Here is a 13887-nt window from a genome sequence, read left to right on the forward strand (position 1 = left end):
AACCACGGTCGCGAGGTCAGCCGGCAGGGTCGCGCCCACTATCGCTCGACGTCCTCGGGGGTTTGGTGCCCGCCAGCGCGTCGGCGAGCGTCGGGTAGAGGTCGAAGATGCGATCCAGCTCTGTGACCTGGATCGGCTGCAGCACCGGCCCGTGGTTGGCTACCAGCCGGACCGCGGTCCCGGTCTTTCGGCCCTGCTCGTGACACTCGAGCACCGCGTTCAATCCGGCGCTGCCGAAGAAGCTCACCGGTTGCAAATCGACGATGAGCAGCCGGGCCGGGTGGGCCCCGGCCATGTCCAGTGCGTCGGTCAGGTTGGCGACCAGCTGATCGACGGTGCTGGAGTCGACATCGCCCTTGACGCACACGACGACCGAGTCATCGCGGGCCTCGTGATCGACCACCAACAGATCCATTGCGTTTCTCCGCCTCGAATGCGTCAAATCCGGCTGGTAGACGACCTGCGGAGCCCGATGCCGCCGCCGTCCAAAACGCTATGAGCCTAATCGGCCTGCTAGGCGGGGTCAGCACCGATCCGCTCGTGCACCGTGAGCAATAGATGGTCGAACTTGTTCTGTGTGGTGGCCGACATCGGCGGCAGGGTCTGCACCTCGGCGACCAGCTGGGCCGCCAGCGCCCGCAGCTTGACATTCGTCTCCTGTGAGCGCCACTGCAGGACCCGAAACGCCTGGTCAGCGCTGACGCGGTAGACGGCCATCAGCACGCCTTTGGCTTGCTCGATCGCCGCCCGGCTCTCGAACAGGTCCGGCAGCGCCTCGTCCAGCACCTCCTGGCGCGTCTCGTCGAACGTGTCGGTGAGATCGATGTAATGCCCGGCGGTGCCGAGCACCGCACCGGACTCGTCCAGCATGCGGTCGGCCACCACGATCGCGTCGTGCTCGTTGCCCGCGGTGTCGACGAACCGGTGCCGGCTCGAGAACGACTCCCCCGACCGCAGCGCGTAGTCGAGCAGGTCTTGGACGTGCGCGCGGTCCTCCGGATGCTTGTGCGACAGCAGCAGCTTGGTCGTCGGCACCACGGACCCGGGTTCATACCCGTGCATCCGCGCCACCTCGTCGGACCACTCCCAGCGCTGACCCACGAACCAGAACCGGAAGCTCCCCACATTCAGGTACTTGCCGCCGCCGACCGCCGCGCTGATCAGCTGATCGGGCGTCTCGGATGCGCCTTTCTTGGCCGGTTGTTGCACGCCTTGAATCATCCCATTGCGCAGCGGCAGCGGCTACCACTAGTGCGAACAACGCCGCTTCGGCTCGCGCGCCCGGCGGGCTTTAGGCGTGAGCCAGGCCTTTCGACGTCAGCCGGCGGCTGCTACTGCACCGGCAGTTTCAACACCCGATTATTCTCCGCGTCGGCGACATAGACATTCCCGACGGCATCCACTGCCACGCCTGCCGGCTTGCTGAGGCCGATGAATGGCAGTACTTCCTGGCTGGTCGACCCGATTGCCAGCATAAGCACCTGATTGCTTGCCGAGTCGCTGACGTAGACGTCGCCGGCGGCATTCAATGCCAAACCGTTAGGGGTCTGCAGCCCGGTGATCGGCAGCACTTCCTGCCTCGAGGAGCCAGCCGCCAGCTTGAGCACCCGGCTGCCGTTGGCGTTGCCACCGGCAGAGGCGACATAAACGTTGCCGGACGCACTTACCGCGATGGCGGACGGAAAACCATCGATGTCGAATGGCAGCACTTGTTGACTCGTCGCCCCCGCCGGAACCTTCAGCGCTCTCATGCTGGCGCTACTCATGTCGGTCACATAGACAGCGCCGGTGGCATCTACCGCCAGAGCGAGCGGCTGGTTCAGTCCGGTGAAAGGCACCACCTGCTGGCTGAACGACGCTGTCGTCAGCCGTAGCACTTGGTTGGTCTGCACGTCGGTGACGTACACGTTGCCAGCGGTGTGGGCCGCCACACGGCCTGGAGCGAAATTGCCCGTGAACGACCGCTCTTGCTGGCTGGACGAGCCGGCCGGCAGTTCCAGCACCCGCATTTTGCGGTCGACAACATAGAGGTTGTTAGCGGTGTCCACGGCCACGCTGAGGGGCGCCGCGAGGCCATTGAACGGCAGCTCGACTTGGGCGCGATAGCCGCGCTGCGATGAGGTCGGCGGCCCAGGAGAGTGATTTCTCGTGAGGACCGGAATGGCTATGCCGGCCGCGCTCGCGGCCAGCGCACCGCCGGCGATCAACTGCAGTGTGGTGCGCCGACTGATCCCACCGCCTTTCTTGGGGGTCGACGGTGTGGGTCGCCGGGACACCGTCGCGGTGGCGGCGTCGGGCGAGTCCTTCACGGTCGCAGCTGCTGCGTTGGCGGGCTTCGCCGCCGACTGCTTCGTTCGGATGCGTGTCGGATTCGCGATGGGTTCGTCGATGGGGACGATGATGGCGTCGTGGGCGGCGGTGGCCAATTCCACTGTGGTGGCATACCGCCGGTCGGGGTCTTTGGCCATCCCGGTGGCGATCACCTCGTCAACCGACATGGGCACTTGCGGTCGGGTGATCGAGGGCCGCGGAGGCGGGTCATGCAGATGCGCGGCGATCAGCCGTGGCGTTGTATCCCCGGTGAACGGCTGCTGTCCGGTCAGGGCTTCGTAGAGCACACAGGCCAGCGAGTAGATATCGACGCGACCGTCCTCTTCTCCCCGGCCATGCAACCGTTCCGGGGCGATGTAGGCAAATGTGCCAATGGTGTTGCCGGACTTAGTCAATCGTGTCTCATCGGCAGCGCGGGCGATCCCGAAATCGATCAGATACGCGAAATCGTCCTCGTCGAGCAGGATGTTGGACGGTTTGACGTCGCGGTGGATCAGCCCGATCTTGTGCGCGGCGTGCAAGGCCTTGGCGACCTGCTCGATGATGCGCACTGCCCGCGCAGGTTCCAGCGGCCCGTCACACAGCACGCTGGCCAAATCGCGGCCCTCCACCAGCCGCATGCTCACAAACAAGCGGTCCTCGATCTCCCCGTAGTCATAAATCGGGATGACGTGTGGGCTATTCAGGCTGGCCGCCGCCTCGGCCTCGCGGCGAAACCGCTGCGCGAACTCCTCCTCGTGACCCATCTGCGCCGGCAACACCTTGATAGCCACCGTCCGCTTCGTCACCGTGTCAAACGCGCGCCACACCTCACCCATGCCGCCGCGGCCCAGCACCTCGACCAGCCGGTAGCGACCGAACGGCGTGCCCTCGCCATCACCGTCCACGTTCTCGATTCCTTCCGAGACGAAACACAAAGTACCGCGAATTACGACCCTAGAAGCTTCGACGGACCCACCACAGCCGAACGCCAGTCAAGCTTTCGCGCAGCGCCTCGCAGAACTCTCGAACTCAGCCTCGGTGATCCGCTGACCTGCATGACCGGAGATCCGCTCAGCAGAATTGCGCGGCGACCGGGCGATGGAGTTGCGGTGTGCGGGCCTGGATTGTGACGCGACGGCCGAACTTTCCAGGGCAGTGTCGCGCGGGCTGGTCACCAGCCAGGGCGCCGCGCATTGCCCTCGCTCACCACCGCGCGGGCTGCCAATCACCCCAGCGCTGCGCTAGCGTGGGAAACGACCCAACCAAACACACGCGGGAGCGCATGCCCAGTGCGCTGAGAGGACGGCTCGGGGCCGTCGACCGTAGGAACCTGACCGGGTAATGCCGGCGTAGGGAGATGCAGGATGACCGTAACGATCGAACCGTCGGTGACCACCGGACCCATCGCGGGCAGCAGCAAGTTCTACCACGACGTGCAGGGCATGCAGGTGCCGTTCCGCCGGGTGCACCTGTCCACCGGCGACCACTTCGACCTCTACGACACCTCCGGGCCGTACACCGACCCGAGTGCCGTCATCGACCTGGCCGCCGGGCTGCCGCCCCGGCCCGGCGTGGTCCGCGACCGTGGCACCCAGCTGCAGCGCGCCCGCGCCGGCGAGATCACCGCGGAGATGGCGTTCATCGCGGCCCGCGAAGGCATGCCCGCCGAGCTGGTGCGCGACGAGGTCGCCCGCGGCCGGGCGATCATCCCGGCCAACCACAACCACCCCGAAAGCGAGCCGATGATCATCGGCAAGGCCTTCGCGGTCAAGGTCAACGCGAACATCGGCAACTCGGCCGTCACGTCGTCGATCGCCGAGGAGGTCGACAAGATGGTGTGGGCCACCCGCTGGGGTGCGGACACCATCATGGACCTGTCCACCGGCAAGAACATCCACGAGACCCGCGAGTGGATCCTGCGCAACTCGCCGGTGCCCGTCGGCACCGTGCCGATCTACCAGGCGCTGGAGAAGGTCAAGGGCGACCCCACCGAGCTGACCTGGGAGCTCTACCGCGACACCGTGATCGAGCAGTGCGAGCAGGGCGTGGACTACATGACCGTGCACGCCGGCGTGCTGCTGCGCTATGTGCCGCTGACCGCCAAGCGGGTCACCGGCATCGTGTCCCGCGGCGGCTCGATCATGGCCGCCTGGTGCCTGGCACACCACCGGGAGTCGTTCCTGTACACCAACTTCGAGGAACTCTGCGACATCCTGGCCCAGTACGACGTGACTTTCTCGCTCGGTGACGGCCTGCGGCCCGGCTCGATCGCCGACGCCAACGACGCCGCCCAGTTCGCCGAGCTGCGCACCCTGGGCGAGCTGACCAAGATCGCCAAAGCCCATGGCGTGCAGGTGATGATCGAGGGCCCCGGCCACGTGCCGATGCACAAAATCGTGGAGAACGTGCGGCTGGAGGAGGAACTCTGCGAGGAGGCACCGTTCTACACGCTGGGCCCGCTGGCCACCGACATCGCCCCGGCCTACGACCACATCACCTCCGCGATCGGCGCGGCGATCATCGCCCAGGCCGGCACCGCGATGCTGTGCTACGTCACCCCGAAGGAGCACCTGGGCCTGCCGGACCGCAAGGACGTCAAGGACGGCGTGATCGCCTACAAGATCGCCGCGCACGCCGGTGATCTCGCCAAGGGCCACCCGCACGCCCAGGACCGCGACAACGCCCTGAGCACGGCGCGTTTCGAGTTCCGCTGGAACGACCAGTTCGCGCTGTCCCTGGACCCCGACACCGCGCGGGAGTACCACGACGAGACGCTACCGGCCGAGCCCGCCAAGACCGCGCACTTCTGCTCGATGTGCGGGCCGAAGTTCTGCTCGATGCGCATCACGCAGGACGTGCGGGACTTCGCCGCCAAGCACGGCCTGGAGACCGAAGAGGACGTCGACGCCATGTTGGCCGCCGGCATGGAGGAAAAGTCCCGCGAGTTCGCCGACCACGGCAACCGGGTGTATTTGCCTCTGACCCAGTGAACTACCTGCCCCTGCCGTCGCCCGGGGCGACGCCGCTGCGGGTGCTGACCATCGCCGGATCGGACTCCGGCGGCGGGGCGGGCATCCAGGCCGACATGCGCACGATGGCGCTGCTCGCCGTGCACGCCTGTGTGGCCGTCACCGCGGTCACGGTGCAGAATACGTTGGGCGTCAAGAGCTTTCACGAGGTTCCCGACGACATCGTGGCCGGCCAGATCGAGGCCGTCGTCACGGACATCGGCATCCAGGCCGCCAAGACCGGGATGCTGGCGTCGTCGTCCATCATCGCGACGGTGGCGGCCACGTGGCGCCGGCTGGGACTGACCGTCCCGCTCGTCGTCGACCCGGTGTGCGCGTCCATGCACGGGGATCGCCTGCTGGCCCACGAGGCGCTGGATTCGCTTCGCACCCAGTTGTTTCCGTTGGCCACGCTGGTGACGCCCAACCTGGACGAGGTGCGGCTGTTGGTAGACATCGACGTCACCGATTCGACGTCACAGCGGGCGGCGGCCAGGGCGCTGCACGCGCTGGGCCCGCGTTGGGCGCTGGTCAAGGGCGGGCACCTGCGGACCTCGCAGTTCAGTTGCGACCTGTTGTACGACGGCACCGACTTCCACGAGTTCGATGCGGAGCGCATCCCCACCGGCAACGACCACGGCGGCGGCGACACGCTGGCCAGCGCGGTGGCGTGTGCGCTGGCGCACGGCTACACCGTGCCGGACGCCGTCCGTTTCGGGAAGCGCTGGGTCACCGAATCTTTGCGCGCCGCTTACCCGCTGGGCCACGGCCACGGCCCCGTTTCCCCCCTGTTCCGGCTCGGGCTATGAACCTCGACCCGATCGCGGGCGTCGCCCACGAACCCGACGCGGGGGCCGACGGGCCCCCACGAGGCGTGGTCGTCCTCACCCACGGCGCCGGTGGAAGCCGGGACGCCGCACTGCTGCAACAGCTTTGCGACGAGTGGGCGCGGCGGGGCTGGCTGGCGGTGCGCTACAACCTGCCCTACCGGCGACGCAGACCGAAGGGCCCGCCATCCGGCTCGGCCGCCGTCGACCAGGCGGGGATCGTCGAGGCCATCGAATACTGCCGCGGGCTGGCCGACGGCCCGCTGATCGCCGGCGGACATTCCTACGGCGGCCGGCAGACGTCGATGGTGGCGGCCGCCAAGCAGGCCCCGATCGACGTGCTGACGCTGTCCTCCTACCCGGTCCATCCGCCGGGCAAGCCGGAACGCCTTCGCACCCAGCACCTGCCCGACATCGCGGTGCCCACCGTGTTCACGTTCGGCACGTCGGATCCCTTCGGGACCCCGGCGGCGGTGCGCGACGCCGCCGCGCTGATCGGCGCCCCGACGGAACTCGTCGAGATCACCGGCGGCCGCCACGACCTGGGCTCGAAGACGCTCGACGTCGCCGCCCTGACCGTCGACGCGGCGCTGCGGCTGCTGAGCCGAGGCCCCTGAGCCAGGGCACCAGCCCTAACCTTCGGCGCCAAACAGCGTGAGTTCCATCAGCTTTCGCACACACGCCTGGCTGTAGGCCGAGGCGGATTGCGGCTCGTCCGGATTGACCATCCGGCCCAGGTCGACCACCAGCGCCATCGCGGCGTGCACCAGAAAACGCGCCTGGACGGGGGTGAGCAGTGGCCGGGCGGCCGTCAAGAGGCCCACCCACGAGTCGATCGTCGAGCGCTGCAGGTTGTGCAGCAGCTTCTGGTCGGCGAGCGTCAGGTTGACCCGTTCGGTGTAGTAGACCTCGGCCAGTTCCGGGTTGGCGAACGACGTGGCGACGTAGGCGTCGATCAGCAGTGTCAGCGCGGGGCGCGGCTCGGTGAGCGCGCCCAGGATCGGCGAGAGTTGCCCCGAAACCCGGTCCGCCGCCCGGCGCAACCCGGTCGACAGGATCTCGACCTTGCCGGTGAAGTAGCGGTAGATCCCCGATACCGGCACGCCGGCCGACTTGGCGATCTGCGCCATGCTGGTCTCGGAATAGCCACGCTCCTTGAACAACGCCATCGATGCGTGCAGCAACGCTTCGTAGACGCCGGCGTCCTCGGCGAAGATCCGCCAGGACGCCGGGCGGGGCAGGACGTCGCCCGGCTGCGGCAGTTCCGCGCGCAGGACCGCCGAGGCGGCCTCGGCCAGCAGCATCCGGATATCGTCGGCGGGCAGTCGTGTCCCGTGGTCGACGATGCTGCCGATCACGCTGAGCACCCCGGCCGACAGCATCCACCGCTGCACTGACACCAGATCGGGCCGAATCTCGATGAGCGGCTTCTGAATTCGGCGATTCACCACCTTGAGCTGACTGGTCAGCGCCGCCTGGTCCTCGGCCCGCAGGTAGCGGGCCTGCCAGCGGTACAGGCCACCGGAGGCGCGGCTGTCCAGGGTGGCATCGACCAACCCGGCGATCAGCTCGTCCAGCATCGCTGCCGGGTCGTCAAGGTCCGGCACGTCGGTGCAGTCGACGAGCAGCTGGCTGAGCTCCATGACGGCGCCACGGAACAGGTCGTACTTGCCGTCGTAGTGGCGGTACAGCGCGGCCGCCGAGATCCCCACTTTGGCTGCGATGGTCTCCATGCTGACCGCGTGATATCCCTGCGCGCTGAACGCCTCCGCGGAAGCCCGGGCGATCTGCGCTTTGCGGTCCTTTGGCCGACGCCGGATGCCGGCTACCAGTTCGCCCGGTGAGCCGGACGCAACGGAACCGGTCGACATCGCTTCACCATAGCCCGCGCCGGCGCATCCCAAACCTTTCCGAACCTTAACCCACGCTTTCGCGTCGCGAGAATCTCCATTAACATAGCGAGGATGTCCGATGACATCGCCCGAAGTGAACCGCGCATGCTGCAGAGGATCCGCCGGGTGCTCGACTTCGAGGTCACCATCGGCCAGCTGATCGTCCTCGGAATAATCCTCGGCACACCGTATCTGCTGGTGGGAACCGTCTGGTCGGCCACGCACACGCAGCATTTGAGCCAGATGCACGGCGTGGACCTGGCCGTGTCCTTCCTGGGTTCGATCGTGTCCTGGCCGGTCCTGCTGTTCTCGAACGTGTGCATGACCTGAGCGCACAGGAGCCCGGCCAATGAAGCGAAGTGTCCGATCACCAATTAACATCCGGGGGGAAGACGTGAGCCATCGGCAGATGTTCATCGGGATCGCGGGGGTGCTGCTGGCCGCTCTCGGCCTGGCGGCCTTGCTGCTGCCGATCTACCTGGACCAGCACGACATGTATGGCATCAAGGTCCTCTGCGGAAACGGCCTCGGCGAACAAGTCAGCGACGGCCACTTCGCCGAGCAGTGCGGCAGCGCCCGCCTAATCCGTCTCGCCTGGGCCATTCCCACCGCGGCCATCGGCTGGCTGCTGGTCACCACCTTCCTGGTGATGTGGGTCCACAACGGGCAGCGGCAAGCCGACGCCGAGCCCGCGCACTATGTCCCGCATCCGGAGATCGCCGGGCCCATCACGCATCCCTGGCACGTCTCCTGACTACAGGGGATACCGCGTGTAGCACGCGTCCATCTGTCCGACGACACCGCCGCGGAACGCCGCGATCCGGGTGAACCCGGCCGGCACCGTGCTGCCGTCGGCGTCGCTGGCGACCAGGCGGTTGGTCAGCAGCCCCGACACGGCCTCGTCGAGGTCGCCGGCCGTGAGCATCAGCTCCTTCTTCGAGGGCAGCTCGATGGGCTCGGCCATCTTGCGGTGTGCGACACCGGTCAGGCATGCCGTCCGCAACGCGGTCCACGGGCTCTGCATCGGCAGGTTGCGTTCGTGCTGCACGGCCAGCGCGTACCTCGACATCACGATCGACAGGGCCGTGTCGTCACCCTGCGGCAGCGAGTGCTGCTTTGAGCCGGCGACCTTGGCCAACGCGGCCAGGCCGGACAGGTCGACCACGATCGTGTTGGTGGCGGGGCAATACGACGCCGGCGGGCTGGCCTTCGCGTCAGCACAGTTGGCCGCGGTGTAGGAGAGCTTCGGCGGATTCTTGGGCGAGAAGATCTTGCCCATGAGCTCCATCAGCGTCGACAGCGTGTCCTCGTTGATCGGGACCTCGCCGGTCTCCGTGTCCCCGTTGGAACCCCGCCGCAACGCTTTCGGCAGGTCACCGCGGCGCTGCTCGATTTCCTTCAGATTGATCGCGGCACACGCGGAGGTGCCGTTGATGAAGCCCATCTGGAAGGCACTGACCCGGTCCAGGGCGGATCCGTGCTCGTCGTCGTTTTCCTGGTCCGAGTCCATCACCGGGTCCCGGGTGGTGATGATCCCCGCCAGCACGTGGTCGAGCCCGTCGGCGGTGCTCAGGGTGAATCGCTTGGACTTGCCGTCCGCCACGTTGAACAGGTAGACGCCGGCAAAGCAGTCGGCCTGCTGTTCCTTGACGATCGTGGGGTCTTTGCGGGTGACCAGTTTGGCCATGTATTGCAGGGCATGTCCGAACTCGTGGGCCAACACACCATTGACCGACATATCGCCGAAATACTTCTGCGCGGCGGCCATGAAATTACCGCGGTCCCAGGCGATCAGGTTGCAGCGCGAGGTGTAGAACGCGTTGGGCATCTTGTAGGTCTGGTTGTGGCAGATTGTCGGGCTTTTCCGGTCGGTGGAGTCGTAGGAGACGTACTTGTCCAGCGGCTTGAACGAGCCCTGCAGCGGCTTGTTGTAATGCGCCTTCCAGAACTCCTCGAGGTCGTTGAGCGACAGTAGCGACAACTTGTCGATCGCTCCGTTGTTGGTGTTGACCACCGTGCCGGTGGCGGGGGGCGAATTCGGTCGGGGTCCGCTGGGCCCGTTGGTGGCGGGCAGGCCCCCCACCCGGAACGGGTCGTTGAGCATCGACAGCGCCCGGCCCTCGACGATCGTGCTGCAGCCCGCCAGCATGAAGACCGCCGTAGCGCACGCGAGCGCCGCTCGTACCCCCGTGACCGCCGCCCGGCGGTGACGAGCACGACGTAGTTTTCGCCCGTGGCGATTCATTGACCAACCCCGTCCCGACAGGCCTGACAGCAAACCAAGGAACACCATCTTAGAACGCTGCGCTCCGGTAGTGACACGGACGAACTCCGCGCGGCCTCGAGCCTGCGCAGGCGGCGCCGAGGACGGCGCTTTCGTCAACCCACCCTCGCGCGGTGCCGCTTGTCGTGCGGCGGAACTCCGTTGACGCCCCCGATGGACCCCGCGTAGGTCCCCACCGCGTAGCCCACCCCAGAACCCATGACCGCCAACGCTTCCCGGTTGACGTTTTCCACCGTGTCGCGCGGACTCTGGTAATTGGGATCGAACCAGGCACCGACCTGTCCGCCCCAGAGTCGGGCCTGCACCGCGGTTTTCGGTTGCGAGGCACCGGTATTCATGCCGCCGATCGGGACACCGGCGACCAGGAAGGGGTGGTAGTCGGTCCTGGTGTTCAGGGCCATGTCGGCGGGGCGTTTGCCGGCCAGGTTCAGGTAGCCGGCCAGGGTCCGCTCGATGCCGGCGGAGCCCTCCGGCACATCCGCCGGCGCCACCCCGGGCCCCGCCGGACCCGACTGGTCTCCGTCGTCGGTGAAGAAGCCGGCGTTCGGCGAGCCCAGCATGTCGAAGTTCAGGTACAGCGCGATGTCGTTGAGTCGATCGCGATCCAGCCCGAAGACGTAGTCAATGGCCCCGTTGAGGCCGTCCTCGGCGGCCCCCCAGAACACGAAGCGCACCGCGTTGGTCACCGGCGCCAACGGGCCCATCTGCAGCGCCGTTTCCAGCACGGCGGCGACCCCCGACCCGCTGTTGTTGATGCCCGGACTATCCCGCCCGGTGTCGAGGTGCGTGCCGACGATGACGACCTCGTCGGGCTTGCCGGTCTTGGTCTGTGCCAGCACGTTTCGCGAGGTGACCTTGCGCGTCTCGGCGTCCAGCACCAGCCGCACCGGTGCGCCGGTGCGCTCCAGTGCGGCGGCGCCGTTGCCGCCGACGACGGCGACCGGCACGGTCAACTGGTTGTAGTAGCCCGGGTTGAACAACGTCGGCGGGGCGCCGGAGCCGCTGGGCTGGCTGACGACGATCAGCGCCGCCGCGCCCCTGGCCACCGCGCTGTTCTGCTTGTCGACCACCGAGCAGCGGGTGTCGTCGACGACGGCGATGGCCCCTTTGGGCATCACCGGCGGATAGTCGGCGGGCGAACAACCGGTCGGCTGCACGGCCCGGACCGGCTGGCCGGTCAGCCCGCCGGACGGCGTCCGGACCAGCAGCGAAGCCTGGTCCACCGGATAGCTCCGGCCCGCTACGGAAAGCGACGGCTTCCCCGGCGACACCGTGTACAACCGGTCGAATTGCGGAGTCAACACGTCGAACCCTCTGGCGCGCAAAGCCTTCGCGACGTACTCGACGCTGGCGTCGAAGCCCGGCGTGCCCTGCGCCCGGTTGCCCTTGTTGGCGTTCGCGATATCCTGCAACGCCCGCAGGTGGGTGAACATCCGGTCCACGTTGATCTTTGCGGCCAACTCGCGGCCCAGGTCCGGGGCCGCCGGCGGCGACGCGGGCCGGTGCGACGAGCAGGCCACCAGCAGCCCGATCAGCAGGCCGGCTACCAGCAGGACCCGCCCCACGCGCCGCCTCATGGCTTGACGAGCACGTGTCGCGTGCGGTCTCCCATCACCGGAACGCCGTTTCGCCCGCCGAGGTCCTGCGCGTACAGCGCAACCACGTAGGCCACCCCGCCGCCCTGGATGCCCAGCGACGTGCGGTCGATGTGTTCGAGCGTGTCGCCCTTCTGGTGGTAGTTGGGATCGAACGGTTCACCCGCTTTACCGCCCCACAGCTTGGCCTGCTCGTCGGTCATCTTGCCCTCGGCGCCGGAGAACAGGCCGCCGGCCGGGATTCCCGACAGCGTGAATCCGTCGTAGTCCGAACGGCCGTCGAACCCGGTGTCCTGCGCGGTCTTGCCGGCCGCCTTCAGGTAGGAGACAAAGGTGCGTTCGATGCCGGCCGAACCCTCCGGCACCACCGGCTGGCCGCGGTCCTTGAGCGCCAGCGACTGGTCCCCGTCATAGGTGAAATAGCCGGGGTTGGGCGAGGCCAACATGTCGAAATTCAGGTACAGCGCAATGTGTTTGAGCGCATCGAGGTCCAGATCCTGGACGTAGCGCCGCGACCCGATCAGGCCGAGTTCCTCGGCGCCCCAGAAGCCGAACCGCACCGCGTTGTGCACCTGCGGCGAGTTGCCCAGTTGCAGTGCGGTTTCCAGCACCGCGGCCACCCCCGACCCGTTATCGTTGATGCCCGGCCCGGCCTGGACGCTGTCCAGGTGCGCGCCGACCATCACCACGTTGTCGGTCGACCCCGTCTTGGTCTGCGCGATGATGTTGCGCGCCTTGACACTCTGGGTGCTCGCGGTGAGCTTGATGGTGGCCGGCCCGGTTAGCCCGTGCAGCACAATCCCGTCCGACTTGGTGATGCTGACCACCGGGATCTTGACGTCGGTGTTCTCTCCCAGGGTGCCGCCCATGTGCTGCTCGTCGACGTTGTCGACGATCACCATGGCCGCCGCTCCGCGCTGCACCGCGGCGTCGAGCTTCTGCGCGAACGGGCAGGTGCCGCGGTTGACCACCACCACCGCACCCTGCGCCGGCAACCCGTCGTAGTCCGACGGCGTGCACCCGGGGCTGTCGTCGGCGGGCGCGGCCACCAGCGGCCCGGTCACGCCGTCCGGCGGGGTGGGCAGGCTGAATTCGAGTGCACGCGCCTCGAGGTTCTTGCCGCCCGCGCTCAGCGAGCCCTTCTCGGAGTGGAACACGCGAGCGGAGAACTCCGGCGTTTGCACTTCAAACCCTTTGCTGCGCAACGTGTCCACCACATAGTCGACGCTGGCGTCGTAGCCAGGGGTGCCCACCGCGCGGGTGCCGTTGTTGGCGTTGGCGATGTCCTGCAGCTTCGTCAGGTGACGCATCATGGCGTCGGTGGTGACCTTGTTGCGCAGCCCGGTGGCGAACTCGGCCGCCGCGGGATTTGCGGTCGGCTCCGCCGCGGTGCATTGCCCACGGGAGCAGCCGGCCAGAATCAGCGTGAGGGCGAGCACGGCGAGCACGGCCTGAAGCACCGTCGTCGGCCTGGATTTGTTGACCATCGCGCCCAAGGTTAGCCGTTGTGCACCCGCGCCTGATAGCCCCGCCTCGGACGCCTCAGACGAACAGTGCGCTGAATGGCGCGACGGGAATGTTGCGCACGATGAACCACGCCGCCGTCAGCACCAGGGTGACCGTTGCCGCCCACCGCCGATGCTGCCAACTCCCGATCCGGCGCCCCCGAACGCGGCCGTAGGTCCACGCCAGATACGCCCAGACCAACAGCCCGGCCGCCACCAGCCCCAGGGCGTTAAACCTCGCGGCCGCCGCCACATTGCCGTGCAGGAGCGAATACAGCATCCGCATGCTGCCGCAACCGGGACAGTCGATACCCAGCAGTGCCTTCGTCGGGCACACCGGCAGCCAACCGTGCGGCGTGGTCGGATCACCCACCCAGATCGCCGCGCACACCGCCGCCGCGGCCGCGGCCACCAGGAGCGGCGCGCCCAGACTCCGGGTCGCCGACCCCTGGCGGGTCACCAC

At 67.5% G+C, this 13887-nt stretch carries 13 protein-coding genes and 1 riboswitch; of the genes, 5 read left to right on the plus strand and 8 right to left on the minus strand.

Annotated features, from left to right (window positions below; genetic code table 11):
• Positions 1 to 16: 16 nt before the first annotated feature.
• The 3 genes from AC5Y5V_RS09835 to AC5Y5V_RS09845 form a co-directional block, all read right to left on the minus strand.
• On the minus strand, positions 17 to 415 hold the full coding sequence (locus AC5Y5V_RS09835; RefSeq protein WP_499933407.1) for an STAS domain-containing protein: 399 nt from the start codon (positions 413 to 415) through the stop codon (positions 17 to 19).
• A 98-nt stretch (positions 416 to 513) separates the two neighbouring features.
• A complete protein-coding gene (locus AC5Y5V_RS09840; protein WP_499933409.1) occupies positions 514 to 1221 on the minus strand; it encodes a PAS and ANTAR domain-containing protein in 708 nt (235 codons plus the stop codon).
• A 110-nt stretch (positions 1222 to 1331) separates the two neighbouring features.
• Entirely contained in the window at positions 1332 to 3218 is a 1887-nt protein-coding gene (locus AC5Y5V_RS09845; protein ID WP_499933412.1) for a serine/threonine-protein kinase PknD, read from the minus strand.
• Positions 3219 to 3575: 357 nt separating this feature from the next.
• Positions 3576 to 3687: riboswitch (TPP riboswitch) on the plus strand.
• Between AC5Y5V_RS09845 and thiC the strand changes: the two genes are divergently transcribed.
• The 3 genes from thiC to AC5Y5V_RS09860 all read left to right on the plus strand — a co-directional run bounded on the left by thiC (position 3678) and on the right by AC5Y5V_RS09860 (position 6765).
• Complete coding sequence (gene thiC, locus AC5Y5V_RS09850; RefSeq protein ID WP_499933415.1) at positions 3678 to 5303, plus strand: phosphomethylpyrimidine synthase ThiC; 1626 nt, start codon at positions 3678 to 3680, stop codon at positions 5301 to 5303. It overlaps the preceding riboswitch by 10 nt.
• Complete coding sequence (gene thiD, locus AC5Y5V_RS09855) at positions 5300 to 6130, plus strand: bifunctional hydroxymethylpyrimidine kinase/phosphomethylpyrimidine kinase (RefSeq protein WP_499933418.1); 831 nt, start codon at positions 5300 to 5302, stop codon at positions 6128 to 6130. Before thiC ends, thiD begins: the two co-directional genes overlap by 4 nt.
• Entirely contained in the window at positions 6127 to 6765 is a 639-nt protein-coding gene (locus AC5Y5V_RS09860; RefSeq protein ID WP_499933422.1) for an alpha/beta hydrolase family protein, read from the plus strand. Before thiD ends, AC5Y5V_RS09860 begins: the two co-directional genes overlap by 4 nt.
• A gap of 15 nt (positions 6766 to 6780) precedes the next feature.
• On the opposite strand, the gene AC5Y5V_RS09865 is transcribed toward AC5Y5V_RS09860, so the two are convergent.
• Positions 6781 to 7968 carry a TetR/AcrR family transcriptional regulator gene (locus tag AC5Y5V_RS09865; protein ID WP_499933575.1) on the minus strand — a complete coding sequence of 396 codons (1188 nt, stop codon included), beginning with the start codon at positions 7966 to 7968 and terminating at the stop codon, positions 6781 to 6783.
• Positions 7969 to 8145: 177 nt separating this feature from the next.
• On the opposite strand from AC5Y5V_RS09865, the gene AC5Y5V_RS09870 reads away from it, so the two are divergent.
• Together AC5Y5V_RS09870 and AC5Y5V_RS09875 are read left to right on the plus strand one after the other, a co-directional pair.
• Positions 8146 to 8370 (plus strand): hypothetical protein, encoded by a 225-nt coding sequence (locus AC5Y5V_RS09870; RefSeq protein WP_499933578.1) that lies wholly within the window; start codon positions 8146 to 8148, stop codon positions 8368 to 8370.
• A gap of 64 nt (positions 8371 to 8434) precedes the next feature.
• Positions 8435 to 8794, plus strand: a complete 360-nt coding sequence (locus AC5Y5V_RS09875; RefSeq protein WP_499933426.1) for a hypothetical protein — start codon at positions 8435 to 8437, stop codon at positions 8792 to 8794.
• Here AC5Y5V_RS09875 and AC5Y5V_RS09880 read toward each other — a convergent pair whose 3' ends face one another.
• The 4 genes from AC5Y5V_RS09880 to AC5Y5V_RS09895 all read right to left on the minus strand — a co-directional run bounded on the left by AC5Y5V_RS09880 (position 8795) and on the right by AC5Y5V_RS09895 (position 13887).
• Complete coding sequence (locus tag AC5Y5V_RS09880) at positions 8795 to 10306, minus strand: neutral zinc metallopeptidase (protein WP_499933580.1); 1512 nt, start codon at positions 10304 to 10306, stop codon at positions 8795 to 8797.
• Between the two features lie 113 nt (positions 10307 to 10419).
• Positions 10420 to 11901: a M28 family peptidase gene (locus AC5Y5V_RS09885; RefSeq protein ID WP_499933428.1), complete on the minus strand. Its 1482-nt coding sequence runs from the start codon at positions 11899 to 11901 to the stop codon at positions 10420 to 10422.
• Positions 11898 to 13406, minus strand: a complete 1509-nt coding sequence (locus AC5Y5V_RS09890; protein ID WP_499933430.1) for a M28 family metallopeptidase — start codon at positions 13404 to 13406, stop codon at positions 11898 to 11900. The genes AC5Y5V_RS09885 and AC5Y5V_RS09890 overlap by 4 nt, the downstream gene beginning before the upstream one ends.
• Positions 13407 to 13461: 55 nt before the next feature.
• The gene (locus tag AC5Y5V_RS09895; RefSeq protein WP_499933432.1) at positions 13462 to 13887 is read right to left on the minus strand and encodes a DUF2752 domain-containing protein; all 426 of its coding nucleotides are present in this window, start codon (positions 13885 to 13887) and stop codon (positions 13462 to 13464) included.

The organism is Mycobacterium sp. NGS68, from assembly GCF_059812195.1.